The organism is Microbacterium sp. CIAB417 (assembly GCF_022788845.1).
Genome location: NZ_JAHZUT010000003.1, coordinates 806603 through 824389, shown reverse-complemented (window position 1 = coordinate 824389; position 17787 = coordinate 806603). Strand labels below are relative to the sequence as shown.

Sequence of the window (17787 nt, the reverse complement as noted above, 5' to 3'; positions counted from 1 at the left end):
CTCCATGGATCAGCCCGCGCTCAGCATCGATTGCAGCGACATCTCGCTCGCTCACGCCGGCAGCGAAGAGCGTGTGATCGACGGGATCTCCTTCCGCCTCGAGCGCGGAGCCGCCCTCATCCTCGTCGGTTCGACGGGGTCGGGAAAGTCGACGCTTGCGGCCGTGCTGGCCGGGCACGCCGACGAGGGCGTGCACGTCGTCGGCGGCGACGCTGTGGTCGAGGGGGTGTCGGTGCGGCATGGCGGCCGCCGCCGTCGCGCTCTCCCGGTCTTCGCGGGCTACCTCGGGCAGCAGGACGGTGCTCAGCTGCCGCCTCGATTGACGGTTGCAGAGATCGTCGCTGAACCGGTCACCAGCCGTGCGCGGCGGGTGAATGCTCGTGCACTGGAGTTGCGGGTGGTGACGTTGCTCGACGAGCTCGGTCTGAGCATCGGGGCGGCGTCCAAGTTCCCATACGAGCTGAGCTCGGGGATGCGGCAGCGTGTCGCGATCGCCCGAGCACTTGTGCTCGATCCGCGTCTGGTGGTGGCCGACGAGCCCATGGCGAACCTCGACGTCGAAGGGCGGGAACTGGTGCGTACCGCCTTCGAGGCGCGGCGCCGGGAACGCGGTACGTCTCTGCTGCTCGTGGCGAACGAGGCGGAGACGCTCGCGAGTTTCGATGCCGACGTGCTCGTGATGCAGGCCGGGCATGCGGTGGGGTTCGGGCACGGCGTGAAGAAGATGCAGTGGACGCCCTCCTCGTCGGCCGATCGTCGTCTCGTGTCGTCGTGAGCCCTCGGAGTTTGCTACGATAGGGGGGTTGCCTTCGCAAGAAGGACAGCATTCCTCGGTAGCTCAATTGGCAGAGCAATCGGCTGTTAACCGATAGGTTCTTGGTTCGAGTCCAAGCCGGGGAGCGAGAGTACTGCGTTATCTACCGCAGCTCTCACCTGAGACCCGGGCTTCCACCCCGGGTCTTTTTTCATGCGCCTTTCACCGGTCGCGACAGCATCGTGCGCTCGTGCGTACCGGGTCGCTGTGCTCGTCCACAACCGGCTCAGCGCGGACATAGCCGCTGGATAGGGTGAGGGGGAGACGCTTCGGGGTGAGGCGTCCGTCGCCGCGACCGGAAGGATGCACATGGATATCGCCGCACTCGGAGCAATGGGGCTGCTGGCCATCGTCGGCGGAATCGTGCTCATCGTCGTTCTGGTCATCGTGCTGATCCTGATTCGCGCCTGGTACCGGGTGGCAAAGGCCGACGAGGCTCTCGTGATCGTCGGTAAGAAGCAGCGCAGCACGAGCGGCGACTCCCGCATCACGGTGATCACCGGGGGCGGCGCGATCGTGAACCCGCTCACGCAGCGCGGTGAGATGATCTCCCTGCGTGCGCGTCAGATCAAGATGGAGCCGACGGCGCAGTCCTCCAACGGCGTGACCGTCAACGTCAGCGGCGTCGCTCTCGTGAAGATCGGCTCCGACCCCGAATCCGTCCGCCGTGCGGCCGAGCGCTTCGCCTCGCAGGACAAGGCCATCGAGCAGTTCACGACCGAACAGCTCGAAGGTGCACTTCGCGGCGTCGTCGCGACCCTCACGGTCGAAGAGCTGATGCGTGATCGTCAGCGGCTGTCCGACCAGATCGCCGAAGGCATCAAGAGCGATCTGTCGTCTCAGGGCCTCATCCTCGACTCGTTCCAGATCCAGGGCATCACCGACCAGAACGGCTACATCTCGGCTCTCGGTGCGACCGAGGTCGAGCGCGTGAAGCGCGAGGCGGAGGTCGCCAAGATCAACGCCGAGCGCGAGATCCGGGCCCGTCAGATCGCCACGCAGGAGGCCAACCTGATCGAGCAGACCGCGCTCGACAAGAACACGGCAGCCGCGCAGGCCGAGGTCGGCCGGGCAAATGCCGAGGCGGAGCAGGCAGAGGCTCTCGCCCGTGCGGAGCGGCAGCAGGCGGTTCTGCTCCAGGAGGCCGAGAACACGCAGGCGCGACTGGATGCGGACATCAAGAAGGTCGCTGACGCCAACCTCTACGAGCGCGAGCGCGCGGCCGATGCCGACGCATACGCCAAGGTCAAGGCGGCGCAGGCTCAGGCGCAGATCGCCGAGCAGGATGCGGCCGCCACGCGACTGCGCGCCAACGCGGAGGCCGACGCCGTCCGCGCCGAGGGTGAGGCGCGTGCTGCGGCGATCCAGGCCGAGGCTGAGGCGCTCAGCCGCAACCAGCAGGCGCTGCTCGCGCAGCGCGCTCTCGAGGCCCTCGTCCCGATGATGGCCGAGTTCGCGAAGGGGTACGACAAGGTCGGTTCCGTCACCGTCCTCGGCGGAGAAGGCGCCAGCAGCCACCTCGCGGCCGAGTCGGCGCAGGGTCTGCGCGCCACCTTCGACGCGGTCAAGGTCGCGACCGGCCTCGACCTCGCCGAGATCATCCAGGGCCGTGTCGTCGGTCAGGCGATGGGAGAGCAGTTCCAGGCCGCGGCGCCGCAGGCTCGGAACACCCAGTCCGCCACGCCGGCAGCGGCTCCGGCCGCCGACACGTCGCCCGAAGGGGCGTGAGCCTCACCCCTCGAGGTCGTCGACGCCCGGGAGCCAGGACGCTCCCGGGCGTCCCCATCCGCGCTTGCGGGCGATCTTCTGCGTCGTCTTCCAGTCGGAGTCGCTGAGGCGATCGACGTAGAGGACGCCGTCGAGGTGATCGAACTCGTGCTGCAGGATGCGAGCGCGCCAGCCGTCGACCTCGATGGACACCGGGCGACCTTCGAGGTCGGTCCCCGTCACGCGGACCCGTTCCGAGCGGCGCAGCGGAAAGCGTTCGCCGGGAAAGGAGAGGCACCCCTCGGACTCTTCGTCCTCGTCCGGATCCCCGGGGATGAGAGGGGTCATCCACAACTCGGGGTTGATGATCTCGCCGCGCCACCCGGCGCCCTCGTCGTCCTGATACGTGTAGGTGAAGATGCGCAGACCCACACCGACCTGGGGTGCGGCGAGACCGACGCCGGGTGCCGCGTCCATCGTCTCGTACATGTCGGCGACCAGCGTGCGGATCTCGTCGGTCACCTCCTCGACGGGGGCGGCGGGGGAGTGGAGGACGGGATCGCCCATGATGCGAATCGGAAGGACAGCCACGTGTCTGAGCCTACCCAGCGCACGCCGGAGGTTAGGGTCATAGGGTGCTCCCAGCGGAAGTGATCCTGAACGATGTCGCCAACGACCTCGTCGGCGTCTTCCGTGACCCGGGCATCCTGATTGGAATCCCGATCGCCTTGCTCGGCGCGGTGTTCATGTCGCTCGGTGCGCAGTACCAGCACCGCGGCGTGGTCAAGGTCGAACGCCTCGCGAACGCCTCGGGCGCGAGCGGGCTCAGCGGCGGGCAGCTCCTGCAGCTGCTGCGGCGGCCGTCGTGGGTGGCAGGCACGGTCATGCTCGGCTTGGGCATCACCTGTCAGTTGACCGCGCTCGCCTTCGCGCCGTTGATCCTGGTGCAGCCTCTGGGCGCGGTGTCGCTCGTGATCACGACGCTGCTCAATGCGAGGATCTCGGGACATAAGCCGACCAAGGCGTCGGTGCGTTCGATCATCGCGTGCGTGGGCGGCATCCTCATCTTCGTCACGATCGCGGCCTTCGTCGCGACGGAGCAGCCCATCTCGCAGTCGGAGCTCCTGACGATTCTCGGGCTGCTCGCGGTCGTCGTCGTCCTGACCGCTCTTTCATGGTGGCTGTGGATGCGCAAGCACGCGCGCCCGCTCTTCTACATCGTCGCCGCAGGGGTCCTCTACGCGTTCGTCGCCACCCTCGCGAAAGTCGTGATCAAGAACATCCAGGAAGGCGACTTCGGTTGGCTTTCGATCCTGTGCATCGTGGGGCTGCTGGTCGCCGTGACGCTCGGCGCCTATTTCGTGCAGACCGCGTACTCGGTGGGCCCGCCTGACCTGGTCATCGCGGGACTCACCGTCATCGATCCGATCGTGGCGGTCGTCATCGGCCTCGTCATCCTCCAGGAGGCGGCCACCGCGGGTGTCTGGGCGATCGCGGGCTTCGTGGTCGCCGGTCTCATCGCGGTCTACGGCGTGTTCTCTTTGACTCGCAACCACCCGCAGGTCATCAGCGACAGTCAGGAACTGCCCCTGCAGCGAGGCAGCCGCGGAGACACCGCGCCGCCGCGATAAACTTCTCGTCACAGGGGGCGGTGGCCAAGCTGGTCAAGGCAGCGGGCTCATAACCCGACGATCGTGGGTTCAAGTCCCACCCGCCCTACACATGACGGATCACGCTTATCGCGGACGTATCCGAAACTCCATACGGCGCTGTGACGGGCGTATGGATTGACTCTGACGGTGCCGCACGCCCCGCAACCCTCCGATGGCACGGCTGGCCTGCCCGGAGCCGAGTTGCGGGTGCACGAGGATGCGATCCGAGCCAACGCGCGGTACTTCGCCCGTCTGACGCGCGGCCGGCTGATGGCCGTGTTGAAGGCAGACGCGTTCGGGCACGGTCCCGTCGCGTCTACGGTGGTCGAGGAGGGTGCGACCTCGCTCGGGGTCGCGTCGATCGACGAGGCACTCGCCCTTCGCCGAGGCGGTGCGGCCGTCCCCATCCTGAGCTGGCTGAATGCGATCGATGCCGACTTCGCATCGGCTGTGTCGGAGCTCATCGACCTCGGCGTGGCCAGCGTCGAGGCGTTGCATGCCATCACACGCGCTGCGCATCGCCTCGGCGGCCGCGCCCGTGTGCACCTGCACGTCGATCTCGGTATGAGCCGCGACGGCGCACCCGCATCCGAGTGGTGGAGCCTCTGCGAACCCGCCCGGGTGGCCGAGCACGACGGGCATGTGCAGGTGATCGGCGTCATGGGCCACATGTCGTGCGCGGACCGTTCGGAGGATCCGCAGAACACGCGCGAGCGGCTGCTCTTCATGGCCGCGGTCCGCAGCGCCCGGCACAGAGGCCTCGCGCCCGCTGTCACGCATCTCGCGGCTACCGCCGCGACCATCACCGGTGCCGGCGGCGACCACGATCTGCATCGCATCGGCGCGGGCCTGTACGGGATCGACCCTTCGCAGACCGGGCGTGGTGTCGTGCTGAACGAGGTGAACACCACTCCAGGGCTGACCGAGCACTCGCAGGTGCCGCGCATGTTCGCCGCCGTCGGGCTCGGCTACACCGCCCTGATCGATCAGCTGCTGGATGCAGCCGTGGCGCGGTGAACGACGTGAACGCCGACGGAGTGCTGTCGGCGCCATGACCTACGCCCGCGGGGCGAGCGGCGCCGCGCCCGTCGCGATGAGATGTTCGGTGTCGACGGACACCGCGAGAATCTGGGCATCGTGGATGACCTGCTCGTCGTAGCGCGTCAGTCTCTCGGCATGCTGGCTCAGATGCTCTCGCCAGCTTCCGACGTCGAAGGCCTCCACAAGCACGCCGGGCTGCTCCCTGTCGGCGTAGAGGGTCCAGCTGCGTGCCCCGGTGCGCCGCCGGCTGTGCTCGACGAGCGCCATCCGAGTGAGGAACTCCGCCCGGTGCTCGTCGTCGACCCGGTAGCGCACGAGCACCAGCGTCTGCGCATCCTCATCGATGTCGCCATCCATCTCGAGGGGCGGGAGGGGAAGCTCCCCGCGACCGCGGGGGATGTGTGCCGTCGCGGCCAGAGGGAGGGCCAACTGACTCAGCCCGACCAGCACGACGACGACACCCGCCCCGAGGCAGGCCGTGACCGAACCGGTCCAGCCGGCCACGGCGCCGGCGAGTGCGGACCCCGCCGCTGTCGAGCCGAACAGCACCATCTGATAGATCGCGAGCCCGCGCGTGCGCACCCACGTGGGCAGGAAGGACTGCACGGCTCCGTTGAGCGTTGCGATCACCCCGATCCAGCCGGCACCGCCGATGGCGAGGACGACGACGCTCAGGACGGGCCACGGTGACAGGGCGGTCCCGACCATGCTGACCCCGAACACGAGGGCGCACAGCAGAACGGTGCGGTTCACGCCGATCGCGTCGCGTAGTCGGGGCATCGTGAAAGCGCCCACGATCGAACCCGCACCGATGCCGGCCAGCAGCACGCCGTAGCCCGTCGCATCCAATCCCAGTCGTTGCGTCGCGAGGAGCGGGAGAAGCGCGTACAGCGCCGAGGCGGGAACGATGAAGAGCCCGAGGCGCAGGTAGAGCGCGCGGATGATCCCCGCGTTGCGGACATAGCGCACACCCGCTCGTGTCGCATCCAGGAAGGGTTCAAAACCGTGCGGTGACGGGCGATAGCCTCGCCACGCCAACAGGACCACGAGGAAGACAGCGAAGGACGCGGCGTTCAGTGCGAAGACGAACGCCACACCCAGGAGCGAGACCAGGGCGCCCGCGATGGCGGGACCGATCGCCCGGGCGACGTTCACCGAAATCGAGCTCAACGAAGCCGCGTTCGGGATGAAGGGCGTCGGGACGATCTCAGCGGAGATCGCGCCGTACGCGGGCAGCTCCACAGCGGACGCCGCTCCGAGCACGAGGGTCAACGCGAGCAGCAGATAGGGCGACATCTCACCGCTCATCGTGAGAACGACCAGCGCGCCCCCGATGACCACCTGTGTGGCCTGAACCCAGATCAACAGGGTCCGTCGATTCAGGAGTTCGCCGATCACGCCCGCGGGGATACCGAGGAGAAGCACGGGCGCGGCACTCGCTGTTTGGACGAGGGCGATGAGCAACGGCGAACTGTGTTGCTCGACGAGGAACCACTGCGCCCCGACCGTCTGCATCCAGCTGCCGATGTTGCTGATCAGGGCGGCGATCCACAACGCGCGGAACGCCGGCACGGTGAGAGGCGCCAGTGCTCCCACTCGCGTCGGCGGCGCGGGAACGGCCGCGGGGTCGGATGCCTCGATCATGCATTGCCCTTCCTGCGTCCGATGCCGGACACGCACCCAGCAAAGCGCGTCATCCGGTCCGACCCGCAGGACAGCTGACGAAAGAACGCTCGACACGCTCGAAGGGATGCCGACATCCAGAGAGTTACAGACTTGTGATTCTCGGGTGCGCCGGAGATAATGGCCGGGACAACCGCATATCCACAGCTCGTTCGCCGAGTCAGGTCGTAGGGGAAGACGCACCTGATGATCGGAGAGAGAATGGCTGCACACATGGCGCGCGGAGTGGTCTTCATCCACTCGGCGCCACGGGCGTTGTGTCCCCACCTCGAGTGGGCCGTCGGGCGCGTCCTCGGGCGTGCCGTGAACTTCGAGTGGTCCGATCAGCCGGTGCTGCCGGGCAGTCGGCGCGCAGAGTTCTACTGGGAAGCCCCGAACGGCACCGGTGCGGCGCTCGCGAGCGCGATGCACGGGTGGGAGCACCTGCGCTTCGAAGTCTCCGAAGATCCGAGCGCGCGCAGCGACGGCGGTCGCTGGATGCATACGCCGGACCTCGGAGTGCACTTCGCGCAGACTGACACCGCGGGCAACGTGGTGATCGGCGAAGACCGCATCCGTTACGCGATGGAGATCGCCGCGGGCGACGTGGTGGAACTGCAGCGTGAGCTCAGCGTCGCCCTCGGTGGAGCATGGGACGAAGAGCTGGAGCCGTTCCGTCAGGCAGGCGACGAGGCCCCGGTGGTGTGGCTGCACAAGGTCGGCTGACCAAGACCTCGGGCGGCGGGAGCGCTGCTACCGGATGCCGGTCGACCTCGTCCCGGCGCTGGGAAGGCGCACCGCCGCCCGATACGACGAAGGCGCGGAGAGCGTCTGCTCTCCGGGCCTTTCGGCGCGAGGGTCAGACGTTCGAGAACGCGATGACGGCGTTGTGACCGCCGAAGCCGAACGAGTTGCTGATCGCGAGCTGGTCGCCGGAGCCCAGCGGCTGAGCCGAACCCGACACGCGGAAGGGCACGGCCGGGTCCTGCTCGGTGATGTTGATCGTGGGCGGTGCCTGCCGCTCGCTGATCGCGAGGATCGTGAAGATCGCTTCGAGCGCACCGGTGCCGCCGAGAAGGTGACCCGTGGACGCCTTGGTCGCCGACACGGGGATGTCATCGATGCGGTCACCGAAGACCGCCTTGAGGGCGGTGTACTCGTTGGGGTCGCCCACGGGCGTCGACGTGGCGTGCGCGTTGATGTGGGTCACGTCGTCGACGGATGCGTCGGCCATCGCGAGCGCGAGCTCCACCGCCCGCGCAGCGCCGGCGCCCTCAGGATCGTTGGCGGTGATGTGGTACGAGTCGGCCGTGACGCCGCCGCCGGCGACGTACGCGTAGATCTTCGCACCGCGCGCGCGAGCGTGTTCCTCGGTTTCGAGGATCAGCGCCGCGGCGCCCTCGCCCATGACGAAGCCGTCGCGGTCGATGCTGGTCGGCCGCGATGCCGTGGCGGGCTCGTCGTTGCGCTTGGAGAGCGCCTGCATGGAGGCGAACGATGCGATCGTGATGGGGTGGATGGCCGATTCGGTTCCGCCGGCGATGATGACGTCGGCGAGCCCGTCGCGGAGGTGCTCGATCGCGTTGACGATGGACTCGGTGCTGGAGGCGCACGCGCTGGCCACGGTGCGGGCGAATGCGCGGGCGCCGAAGTGCAGCGACAGGTTGCCGGCCGCAGCGTTGGGCATGAGCATCGGGACCGTCATCGGCATGACGCGACGAGGGCCCTTCTCCCGCAGAGTGTCCCACGCATCGAGAAGAGTCCAGACGCCGCCGATGCCGGTGGCGAAGTCGACGCCCAGACGCTCCGGGGCGACATCCGGCGCGCCGGCGTCGGCCCAGGCCTCCTTGGCTGCGATGAGAGCGAACTGAGAAGAGGGGTCGAGGCGCTTGGCGATCGGCCGCTCCAGCACCTCCTCGGGGCGAACCTTCGCCTCGGCGGCGAAGGTCACCGGGAGGGAGTACTGCTCCACCCAGTCGTGCTCGAGAGTGCGGGTGCCGGACTCTCCGTTCAGCAGGGCGGACCAGCTCTCGGGTGCCGTTCCTCCGAGGGGGGAGGAGGCTCCGATGCCGGTGACGACGATGCGGGCGGTGCTCATGTTCGGTCTCCGAGTCGGGGTGGCGGTGGGGGCTATCCGCCCCCACCGCAGGGGGTCACGCCTGGTTCGAGGTGATGTAGGTGACGGCGTCGCCGACGGTCTTCAGGTTCTTGACCTCGTCGTCGGGGATGGTGACGCCGAACTTCTCCTCGGCGTTGACGACGATGGTCATCATCGAGATCGAGTCGATGTCGAGGTCATCGGTGAAGGACTTCTCGAGCGCGACCTCGTCGGCCGAGATGCCGGTCTCGTCGGTGATGAGCTCGGCGAGTCCGGCGAGGACCTCGTCAGTGGTGAAAGCCATGATGTCTCCTTGTTCGATATGGCTGGGGCGTTGACCGCGAATCAGTCTAGAGGCGCGGCGTCTCGGCTCACGGGAGCACGACGACCTGTGCGCCGAACACGAGACCGGCGCCGAAGCCGATCTGGAGCGCGAGGCCGCCGCTGAGTTCGGGGTGCTCTTCGAGCAGACGGTGGGTGGCCAGCGGCACCGAGGCAGCCGACGTGTTGCCCGTCGTCTCGATGTCGCGGCCGATGAGGACGGTGTCCGGTAGACCCAGCTGCTTGGCGAACTCGTCGATGATGCGCATGTTCGCCTGGTGCGGCACGAAGGCGGCGAGATCGGATGCGGTGACGCCGGCCTCTTCGAGGGCCTGGCGCGCGACCTTCACCATCTCCCAGACGGCCCACCGGAACACGGTGGGGCCCTCCTGCCGGAGCGTCGGCCAGGGGGAGGTGCCGTCGCGGAACTCGACGAGAGTGGCGTCCATGCCCACCGCATCCGCCTTCGAGCCGTCGGATCCCCAGATGGTGGGGCCGATCGCGGGGGTGTCGCTCGGGCCGATGACGACCGCGCCGGCGCCGTCACCGAGCAGGAACGAGATCGTTCGGTCGGTGGGGTCGACGACGTCCGAAAGCTTCTCCGCGCCGATCACGACGGCGTAGTGCGCGACGCCCGCGCGGATGAGCGCATCGGCCTGGGCGACGCCGTAGGTGAAGCCCGCGCACGCGGCGTTCGAGTCGTACGCCGCCGCAGGGTTCGCGCCGATCCGGTCGGCGACGACGGCCGACATCGAGGGAGTCTGGCGGACGTTGCTGATCGTCGCGACGATGACGAGGTCGATCAGCTCGGGAGAGACGCCGGACCGCTCGACGGCCTCCTTCGCGGCGATCGTGGCGAGGTCCGTGGCGCTCGTGGTCGCGTTGGCTCGCACGCGCGTGACGATGCCGGTGCGCTGGCGGATCCACTCGTCGCTCGAGTTGATCGGCTCGATGAGGTCGTCGTTGGGAACGGCGTTCTCGCCGCGGGCCGCGCCGTAGGAGAGGATGCGCGTGTACTGAGGACCGGTGGTCTGGCGCAGGGTGGGGGCGGTCATGCGTTCTCCTCCGAGAGCAGTGCGACGGCCGCGTCCAGGTCGTCCGGGGTCTTGACGGCGACGGCGGGAACACCGCGCAGCCCGCGCTTGGCGAGCCCGGTGAGGGTGCCCGCGGGAGCGAATTCGATGAGGCCGGTGACGCCCGCCGCCGCGAAGGCCGCCATGTCGAGGTCCCAGCGCACGGGCGACGCGACCTGGCCGACCAGCAGGTCGAGCGCACGGGCCCCGTCGGTGACCTCGGCGCCGTCCCTGTTCGTCCAGAGGGTCAGCGTCGGATCGGATGCGGTGAGCTCCGCCGCCGCGGCCGCAAGCGCCTCGACGGCCGGCTCCATGTAGCGCGTGTGGAACGCGCCGGCGACCTGTAGGGGAATGACGCGGGTGCCGCGAGGCGCCTCCGCCGCGAGCTCGCTGAGTGCACCGAGTGCGCCGGCGGCCACGATCTGACCGCCGCCGTTGTAGTTGGCCGGGGTGAGGTCGAGCTCGGCAAGGCGGGCGAGGACGGCTTCTTCGTCGCCGCCGAGGACGGCGCTCATGCCGGTCTCGACCTGCGCGGCCGCATCCGCCATCGCGCGCCCGCGCACGCCGACCAGGCGCAGGGCGGACACGTCGTCGATCACACCGGATGCCGCAAGGGCAGCGACTTCGCCGACCGAGTGTCCGGCGACACCGGCGGGAAGGCCGGCTGCGCGCGCGACGAGCGCGTGCCACGAGATCAGGCTCGCGGCGACGATGAGCGGCTGAGCCACCTTGGTGTCGCGGATGGCATCGGCATCCCACTCGGTTCCCGCCGCGGCGAGGTCGACCTGCGCCGCCTCCGAGAGCTCGTCGAGCCGAGCGGCGACGCCGTCCAGCTCAAGCCAGGGTGAGAGGAACCCGGGCGTCTGAGAGCCCTGCCCGGGGAAGAGACCGATGATCACCGTTCTATCCTGCCAATCTCCCCGACCGGGGTATGGATGTCATGCGACAAGAAACGCGGGTTCCTTTGCAGATACCCGCCAATTATCAGCGCGGGCGGCGTGTCCCCGCGGCGCGACGGCGCGTGTTGTCGGTTCCGATGGCCCCGAGAACGAGAGCGGTCTGCAGGATGAGGGCCTCGCGGGGGCCCGTCGCATCCCAACCGATGACGTCGGAGACGCGCTTGAGCCGGTACCGCACGGTGTTGGGGTGCACGAAGAGCTCGCGGGCCGTGGCCTCGAGCGAGCGGCCGTTGTCGAGGTAGCTCCACAGCGTCGTCACCAGGTCCGAGCTGTGCGCCTTGAGTGGACGATAGATCCGCTCCACGAGGGTGTGCTTGGCGAGCGGATCACCCGCCAGCGCCCGCTCGGGCAGCAGATCGTCGGCCTCGACGGGGCGGGGGGCGTTGCGCCAGGCGCGGGCCACGGCGAAGCCGGCGAGGGCGGCGCGCGCGCTCTGGCCCGCGTCGACGAGGGCGGGGACGGTGGGGCCGAGCACGAGGTGGCCCGTGCCGAAGCCGGGCTCGAGGCGCCGCGCGATCTCGGGGAAGGGCAGTTCCGACTGCTCGTCGCCGCCCGCACGGTGATCGGCGTCGGTGCGTCCGATCACGAGCACGAGCCGGGACCCCTGCACGCCCACGAGCACATCGACGCCGAGTTTGCGGGCCATGCGCCGCAATTGGTCGACATCGAACTGCGGCGGGGTCGTGCCCACGAGGACGGAGACCTCGCCGTGACCGTGCCATCCCAGAGCGGCGATGCGGCTCGGGAGCTCCTCGTCGGCTTCGCCGGTGAGGATCGAATCGACCACGAGCGCCTCGAGGCGTGCGTCCCAGAGCCCCCGCGCTTCCGCGGCGCGCGCGTAGACGTCGGCCGCCGTGAAGGCGAGCTCGCGCGAGTAGAGCAGGATCGCCTCGCGGAGATCCTCACCGCGACCCGCGACGCGCTCCTCGGTGACCTCGACGGTCACACGGATGAGCTGCAGGGTCTGCTGCAGGCTCACCGACCGCAGCAGCTCGCGGGGAGCAGCGGCGAAGATGTCCGCTGCGATCCACGGCGTCGCCGTCGGGTCGTCGTACCACTGGATGAACGACGTGATGCCGGCCTGGGCCACGAGGCCCACCGATGACCGCCGGGCCGGCGGCATGTCGGCGTACCAGGGCAGCGTGTCCTCGAGGCGTTTGAGAGTGACCGTGGCCAGATCCCCGGAGATGCGTCGCAACCAGGCGAGTGTCTCCGTCTTGTCCGACGACGACTCCGGGGATCGGCTCATTCTCAGCTCTCGCCGCCGGCGTTGCCGGAGGTTCCGGCGTTCACGTCGTGCAGACGGTACTTCTCGATCGCCTGACCGATGACGGAGCGGTCGAGACGCCCCTCATCCACCAGGCCCTGCAGGGTGCGCACGACGATCGAAGGACCGTCGATCTTGAAGAAGCGACGTGCGGCGGCACGGGTGTCGGAGAAGCCGAAACCGTCGGCGCCCAGGGTCAGGTAGCGACCCGGGACCCACTGACGGATCTGGTCCTGCACCGCGTGCATGAAGTCGCTGACGCCCACCACCGGGCCCTGCGCGTCGCGCAGCTTCTCGGTCAGGTACGCGGTGCGCGGCTCCGCATCCGGGTTCAGGAAGTTGTGCTCCTCGGCAGCGAGGCCGTCGTTGCGCAGCTCGGACCACGAGGTGACCGACCACACGTCGGCGCTCACTCCCCAGTCCTCGCTGAGCAGCTTCTGCGCCTCGAGCGCCCACGGCACACCGACGCCCGAGGCCAGGATCTGCGCGCGGTGCCCGTCGCCGGAGCCCTCGGAGATGCGGTGGATACCGCGCACGATGCCGTCGACGTCGACACCCTCCGGCTCGGCCGGCTGCACGATCGGCTCGTTGTAGACCGTGATGTAGTACATGACGTTCGGGTCGGGGTGGTTGCCGCCGTACATGCGGTCGATGCCCGAGCGCACGATGTGGGCGATCTCGTACCCGTAGGCCGGGTCGTAGGAGACGGTTGCCGGATTCGTCGAGGCGAGCAGGTGCGAGTGACCGTCGGCGTGCTGCAGCCCCTCACCGGTCAGCGTCGTGCGACCGGCGGTGGCGCCGATGATGAAGCCGCGGCCCATCTGGTCGCCGACGGCCCACTGGGCGTCGCCCGTGCGCTGGAAGCCGAACATCGAGTAGAAGATGTAGACCGGGATGAGCGGCTGGCCGTGCGTCGCATACGCGGTGCTCGTGGCGGTGAACGCCGCCATGGCGCCGGCCTCGTTGATGCCGACGTGCATGATCTGGCCCTGCGGGCTCTCCTTGTACGCCAGGAGCAGCTCGCGGTCGACCGAGGTGTAGTTCTGGCCGTTCGGGTTGTAGATCTTCGCCGTCGGGAAGTACGCGTCCATGCCGAACGTGCGTGCCTCGTCCGGGATGATCGGGACGATCCGCTCGCCGAAGCCCTTGACACGCAGCAGATCCTTCAGCAGGCGCACGAAGGCCATGGTCGTGGCGATCTCCTGCGTGCCCGAACCCTTCTTCGGCAGCGCGTAGGCCTTGTCGTCCGGCAGCTCGAGGCCGACGTGCGTGGTGCGGCGCTTGGGCAGGAAGCCGCCGAGCTCACGACGGCGCTCGACCATGTACCGGATGGTCTCATCCTGCGCTCCGGGGTTGTAGTACGGAGGCTGGTACGGGTTCTCCTCGAGCTGCGCGTCCGAGACCGGGATGTGCATCGCGTCGCGGAAGTGCTTCAGGTCGTCGAGGGTCATCTTCTTCATCTGGTGGGTCGCGTTGCGGCCCTCGAAGTGCGGACCCAGGCCGTAGCCCTTGATCGTGTGCGCGAGGATGACGGTCGGCTGGCCCTTGTGCTCGACGGCCGCCTTGAACGCCGCGTAGACCTTGCGGTAGTCGTGGCCGCCGCGCTTGAGGTTCCAGATCTGGTCGTCGGTGTAGTCCTTGACCAGGGCTGCGGCGCGCTCGTCGCGACCGAAGAAGTTCTCGCGGATGTACGCGCCGTTCTCGGCCTTGTACGTCTGGAAGTCGCCGTCGGGGGTGACGTTCATGAGGTTGAGCAGGGCACCCTGGTCGTCGTTGGCGAGCAGCGAGTCCCATTCGCGGCCCCAGATGACCTTGATGACGTTCCAGCCCGCACCGCGGAAGAAGCTCTCCAGCTCCTGGATGATCTTGCCGTTGCCGCGGACGGGTCCGTCGAGGCGCTGCAGGTTGCAGTTGACGACGAAGGTCAGGTTGTCGAGACCCTCGTTCGCGGCCACCTGGAGCTGGCCACGGCTCTCGACCTCATCCATCTCGCCGTCGCCGAGGAACGCCCAGACGTGCGAGTCGGACAGATCCTTCATGCCGCGGTTGGTGAGGTACTTGTTCGTCATTGCCTGGTAGATGGCGTTGATGGGGCCGAGGCCCATCGAGACGGTGGGGAACTGCCAGTACTCGGGCAGCAGGCGCGGGTGCGGGTACGACGGAAGGCCGAGCGGTGCTGCCGACTTCTCCTGGCGGAAGCCGTCGAGCTGCTGCTCGCTCAGGCGCCCCTCGAGGAAGGACCGCGCGTACATGCCGGGGGAGGCGTGGCCCTGGAAGAAGACCTGGTCGCCGCCGTGGGGGTCGTCGAGGCCGCGGAAGAAGTGGTTGAAGCCGACCTCGTACAGCGCGGCCGAGGAGGCGTATGTCGAGATGTGTCCGCCGACGCCGATACCCGGGCGCTGCGCGCGGTGCACGGTCATGGCCGCGTTCCAGCGGATCCATGCACGGTACCGGCGTTCGATCTCCTCGTCGCCGGGGAAGTCCGGCTCGTTCTCGGGGGCGATCGTGTTGATGTAGTCGGTGGTGGGAACCATCGGCACACCGAGGTGAAGCTCACGCGAATCCTGCAGCAGGCTCAGCATGATCTCGCGACCGCGCCCGCGGCCCTTCGCCTGGACGAGCTGCTCCAGCGACTCGCGCCATTCCGCGGTCTCTTCCGGATCGCTGTCGAGGGGGCCCTGCGAGTACGGATCCTGTTGGTTGACAGTCACGAGACGCCTTTCATCACACGGCAGGTCTTGCCGGAAGGAACCATCGGGTTGGTGCGAGCCTTGTCGGCAGTGGACAAATGCACCATCGTCCAGCTTAGCGAGTGTGTAGACGGCCCCGGGTGACATAGCGGATCGGGCCTGTGGCTTTCCCCGCCTAGACTGTCAACGAAGGGCCTTTAGCTCAGCTGGTAGAGCGCCACGTTTACACCGTGGATGTCGTCGGTTCGATCCCGGCAGGGCCCACCGAGTGTGGGGCCCCGCGCGTCGCGAAGGCGATACCTCATTTCTCCACATCCTGACAACAGTCGGATTCGCGCGAGCTGATCGTGAAATCATCGGGCTGAGTGCGAAGGGGGAGCGCCATGACAGGTGAACTCAAAGTCGGCGGTTCGCGTATCGAGCTGCTCGTTGCGGAGATGGAGCGCGCGCGTGCGGAGATCGCGCGCATCCTTGATGGGTTGAAGGCGGAACTCGACCGTCTCAGCGGCGAGTGGAGCGGAGACGCCCACCAGGCCTACAAGATCGCCCAGGAGCGCTGGATCGCCAGCATGGCCCAGCTCCATGACGAACTCGAGCGCGTCCGCCGGCGTACCGAGGAGTCGAACGAGGTCTTCAGCGACGCGCAGCGCGCCACCCAGCGGCTGTGGAGCCAGTGATGGCGGAGATGGCAGACATCCAGCAGCGACTCAGCGAGATCTACCGCTCCGATCCAGAAGTGTGGATGCAGGCCGACGAGTCCGAAGCGGTCCGTGTATCCGTCGACGGCGACGGCAAGGTCGACGCCGTGCGGTTCGCGCAGAACTGGTGGCAGCGCCTGCGCCCCGAGGATGCCGGCGCGACCGTTCTGACGCTCGTTCAGGCGAGCCGCGCGGCGCGGGGTGAGACCGCTACCGAACTCGGTGCGGATGATGCAGCGTGGGAGCGCGCGACCGGTGCGACGCTGAATACCGCCCCGCTCCAGCCGCCGTCGAGCGACCGCGACGAGCTGATGGGTCGACTCGAGACGCTGCTGACGGCGTTCGCGCAACTCGATACCTATCGGCAGTCAGTGATGGAAGCGGCGCGCGAGACGGTCGAGCTCCGCAGTCCGTCGGGCGAGGTGACGCTGGAAGTCGTGGGTAGCGGAGTCCGGCGTCTCACCATCGATGCGCGGAACGCGCAGTTCACTCCCGAGGCGCAACTCGAACGGGAGATCGTGGATTTGTTCGCTCGGGCTCGTGAGCAGCTGGGCGTGCGGCAACAGGACGCGCTCGATGACCTTCCCGAGCTGAGCGCCGTGGTGAGAGAGGTCCACGCGGCCGAAGGACGCGCGTGAGCGCGCGTGCTCACTGAAGCTGTCGATACACAGGAGGAACGATGAGTCATCAGGACTACGAGGCGGCGCTCGACGACCTCAAGCAGGATGCGACCGCGTGGAGCACGCTGTCCGAGACGTTCGCCGAAGTGCGCACGATTGCGGACGGCTGCGAGCTCGGACGTTGGGAGATGGACGGCTTCGGGCACATGTCCGGAGCTGAGACGAACTACAACACCGCGCATCAGACGATCTATTCGCTCATCGACAGCGCTGTCGCCGAGCTGCAGAGCGTCTCCGACAAGCTGCTCGAGACCAAGCAGAACTACGAGGCGGCCGACGGCTACTCGCAGTGGCTGCTCGACCAAGGCTGAGTCCGAGAAGGAACGAGGAGACACCGTGACATCTGTCATCCCCACTGATCAGGGCACCTTCGACTCATTGGTCAAGGGCGTCACCGACGGCATCGACGACATGCGCGAGAACCTCGACGAGTGCGTCGACACCTTCAACCGCAAAAAGGACGACATCTCCCTGTGGGAGAAGTTCATGGAGTGGTTCATGGACCGCATGGGCGAGGTGCGCGACAAGCTGCAGATCGCTGTCGAGAAGTTCGGCGAGTTCTTGGCGACCATCGGCGACTACCTCAGCCCGGGCAACCCTTTCGCGATGTACGCGAAGCAGGATCAGTGGATTGTCGTCAAGCAGAAGATCAGCGGCGCCCGCACAACCATCACCGCGGACTATCTCAAAGCCGACACGAGTTGGAAGGGCGACCCGGGCGATGGATACGGTGCACTCGCGGGCCGTCAGAGCACGGCGATGGAGACGGTCGTCGGCTATGTCGACGGGATGATCGACTTCCTGAGCGACTACGCGCAGAAGATTCTGAACACGTGGATCGACTTCGGCAAGCGGATCGCCACCTACGTGCTCGACCAGATCAATGCGGGCGCTTCGTTCATCACCGCTGATCCGCTGGAGTGGCTGGACGCCGTGCCGAAGATCGTGACGGTGTGCACGAATCTCGCCCAGCTCGGCGTCGACGCCGTTGCGTCCTTCGCCGCCAACTTCACAGACTCGAAGGCGAAGGCGGACCAGCTGAAGCAGGAGATGGCGAACCTCTACGGCTTCCCGAACGGCAGCTGGCCCGCTGCGACGATCGGCTGATCGTGAGTCGCGCATCGT

At 67.9% G+C, this 17787-nt stretch carries 17 protein-coding genes and 3 tRNA genes; 12 read left to right on the top strand and 8 right to left on the bottom strand.

What is annotated here, in order from left to right:
• The first annotated feature begins 4 nt into the window (after positions 1–4).
• From KYX17_RS16330 to KYX17_RS16320, 3 genes are all read left to right on the top strand, one after another.
• A complete protein-coding gene (locus KYX17_RS16330) occupies positions 5–775 on the top strand; it encodes an ATP-binding cassette domain-containing protein (protein ID WP_243227983.1) in 771 nt (256 codons plus the stop codon).
• A 52-nt stretch (positions 776–827) separates the two neighbouring features.
• Positions 828–900 (top strand) — tRNA-Asn (locus KYX17_RS16325).
• A 223-nt stretch (positions 901–1123) separates the two neighbouring features.
• Complete coding sequence (locus KYX17_RS16320) at positions 1124–2542, top strand: flotillin family protein (RefSeq protein ID WP_243227982.1); 1419 nt, start codon at positions 1124–1126, stop codon at positions 2540–2542.
• 3 nt (positions 2543–2545) lie between these two features.
• Here KYX17_RS16320 and def read toward each other — a convergent pair whose 3' ends face one another.
• The gene (def, locus tag KYX17_RS16315) at positions 2546–3112 is read right to left on the bottom strand and encodes a peptide deformylase (protein WP_243227981.1); all 567 of its coding nucleotides are present in this window, start codon (positions 3110–3112) and stop codon (positions 2546–2548) included.
• 44 nt (positions 3113–3156) lie between these two features.
• Here def and KYX17_RS16310 point away from each other — a divergent pair, with 44 nt between their 5' ends.
• From KYX17_RS16310 to KYX17_RS16300, 3 genes are all read left to right on the top strand, one after another.
• Positions 3157–4152, top strand: coding sequence for a DMT family transporter (locus tag KYX17_RS16310; RefSeq protein WP_243227980.1), 996 nt, complete (start codon positions 3157–3159; stop codon positions 4150–4152).
• Positions 4153–4166: 14 nt separating this feature from the next.
• A tRNA-Ile gene (locus KYX17_RS16305) sits at positions 4167–4240 on the top strand.
• A gap of 80 nt (positions 4241–4320) precedes the next feature.
• Entirely contained in the window at positions 4321–5190 is an 870-nt protein-coding gene (locus KYX17_RS16300; RefSeq protein WP_243227979.1) for an alanine racemase, read from the top strand.
• Positions 5191–5229: 39 nt separating this feature from the next.
• Here KYX17_RS16300 and KYX17_RS16295 read toward each other — a convergent pair whose 3' ends face one another.
• Positions 5230–6858: an MFS transporter gene (locus tag KYX17_RS16295; RefSeq protein WP_243227978.1), complete on the bottom strand. Its 1629-nt coding sequence runs from the start codon at positions 6856–6858 to the stop codon at positions 5230–5232.
• 240 nt (positions 6859–7098) lie between these two features.
• On the opposite strand from KYX17_RS16295, the gene KYX17_RS16290 reads away from it, so the two are divergent.
• On the top strand, positions 7099–7602 hold the full coding sequence (locus tag KYX17_RS16290; protein WP_243227977.1) for a DUF3145 domain-containing protein: 504 nt from the start codon (positions 7099–7101) through the stop codon (positions 7600–7602).
• Between the two features lie 133 nt (positions 7603–7735).
• On the opposite strand, the gene KYX17_RS16285 is transcribed toward KYX17_RS16290, so the two are convergent.
• The 6 genes from KYX17_RS16285 to aceE all read right to left on the bottom strand — a co-directional run bounded on the left by KYX17_RS16285 (position 7736) and on the right by aceE (position 15305).
• The gene (locus KYX17_RS16285; RefSeq protein ID WP_243227976.1) at positions 7736–8974 is read right to left on the bottom strand and encodes a beta-ketoacyl synthase; all 1239 of its coding nucleotides are present in this window, start codon (positions 8972–8974) and stop codon (positions 7736–7738) included.
• 55 nt (positions 8975–9029) lie between these two features.
• Positions 9030–9278: an acyl carrier protein gene (locus tag KYX17_RS16280; protein ID WP_019182110.1), complete on the bottom strand. Its 249-nt coding sequence runs from the start codon at positions 9276–9278 to the stop codon at positions 9030–9032.
• A 67-nt stretch (positions 9279–9345) separates the two neighbouring features.
• Complete coding sequence (locus KYX17_RS16275; RefSeq protein ID WP_243227975.1) at positions 9346–10350, bottom strand: beta-ketoacyl-ACP synthase III; 1005 nt, start codon at positions 10348–10350, stop codon at positions 9346–9348.
• The gene (locus tag KYX17_RS16270) at positions 10347–11267 is read right to left on the bottom strand and encodes an ACP S-malonyltransferase (RefSeq protein WP_243227974.1); all 921 of its coding nucleotides are present in this window, start codon (positions 11265–11267) and stop codon (positions 10347–10349) included. The genes KYX17_RS16275 and KYX17_RS16270 overlap by 4 nt, the downstream gene beginning before the upstream one ends.
• An 85-nt stretch (positions 11268–11352) precedes the next feature.
• A complete protein-coding gene (locus tag KYX17_RS16265; RefSeq protein WP_137416865.1) occupies positions 11353–12576 on the bottom strand; it encodes a CdaR family transcriptional regulator in 1224 nt (407 codons plus the stop codon).
• Between the two features lie 2 nt (positions 12577–12578).
• On the bottom strand, positions 12579–15305 hold the full coding sequence (gene aceE, locus KYX17_RS16260; protein ID WP_243227973.1) for a pyruvate dehydrogenase (acetyl-transferring), homodimeric type: 2727 nt from the start codon (positions 15303–15305) through the stop codon (positions 12579–12581).
• A 170-nt stretch (positions 15306–15475) separates the two neighbouring features.
• Here aceE and KYX17_RS16255 point away from each other — a divergent pair.
• The 5 genes from KYX17_RS16255 to KYX17_RS16235 all read left to right on the top strand — a co-directional run bounded on the left by KYX17_RS16255 (position 15476) and on the right by KYX17_RS16235 (position 17769).
• A tRNA-Val gene (locus KYX17_RS16255) sits at positions 15476–15548 on the top strand.
• A 119-nt stretch (positions 15549–15667) separates the two neighbouring features.
• The gene (locus KYX17_RS16250; RefSeq protein ID WP_243227972.1) at positions 15668–15961 is read left to right on the top strand and encodes a WXG100 family type VII secretion target; all 294 of its coding nucleotides are present in this window, start codon (positions 15668–15670) and stop codon (positions 15959–15961) included.
• Between the two features lie 8 nt (positions 15962–15969).
• The gene (locus tag KYX17_RS16245; protein ID WP_243227971.1) at positions 15970–16620 is read left to right on the top strand and encodes a hypothetical protein; all 651 of its coding nucleotides are present in this window, start codon (positions 15970–15972) and stop codon (positions 16618–16620) included.
• 41 nt (positions 16621–16661) lie between these two features.
• Complete coding sequence (locus KYX17_RS16240; protein ID WP_243227970.1) at positions 16662–16973, top strand: hypothetical protein; 312 nt, start codon at positions 16662–16664, stop codon at positions 16971–16973.
• Positions 16974–16998: 25 nt separating this feature from the next.
• Entirely contained in the window at positions 16999–17769 is a 771-nt protein-coding gene (locus KYX17_RS16235; protein ID WP_243227969.1) for a hypothetical protein, read from the top strand.
• Positions 17770–17787: the final 18 nt, after the last annotated feature.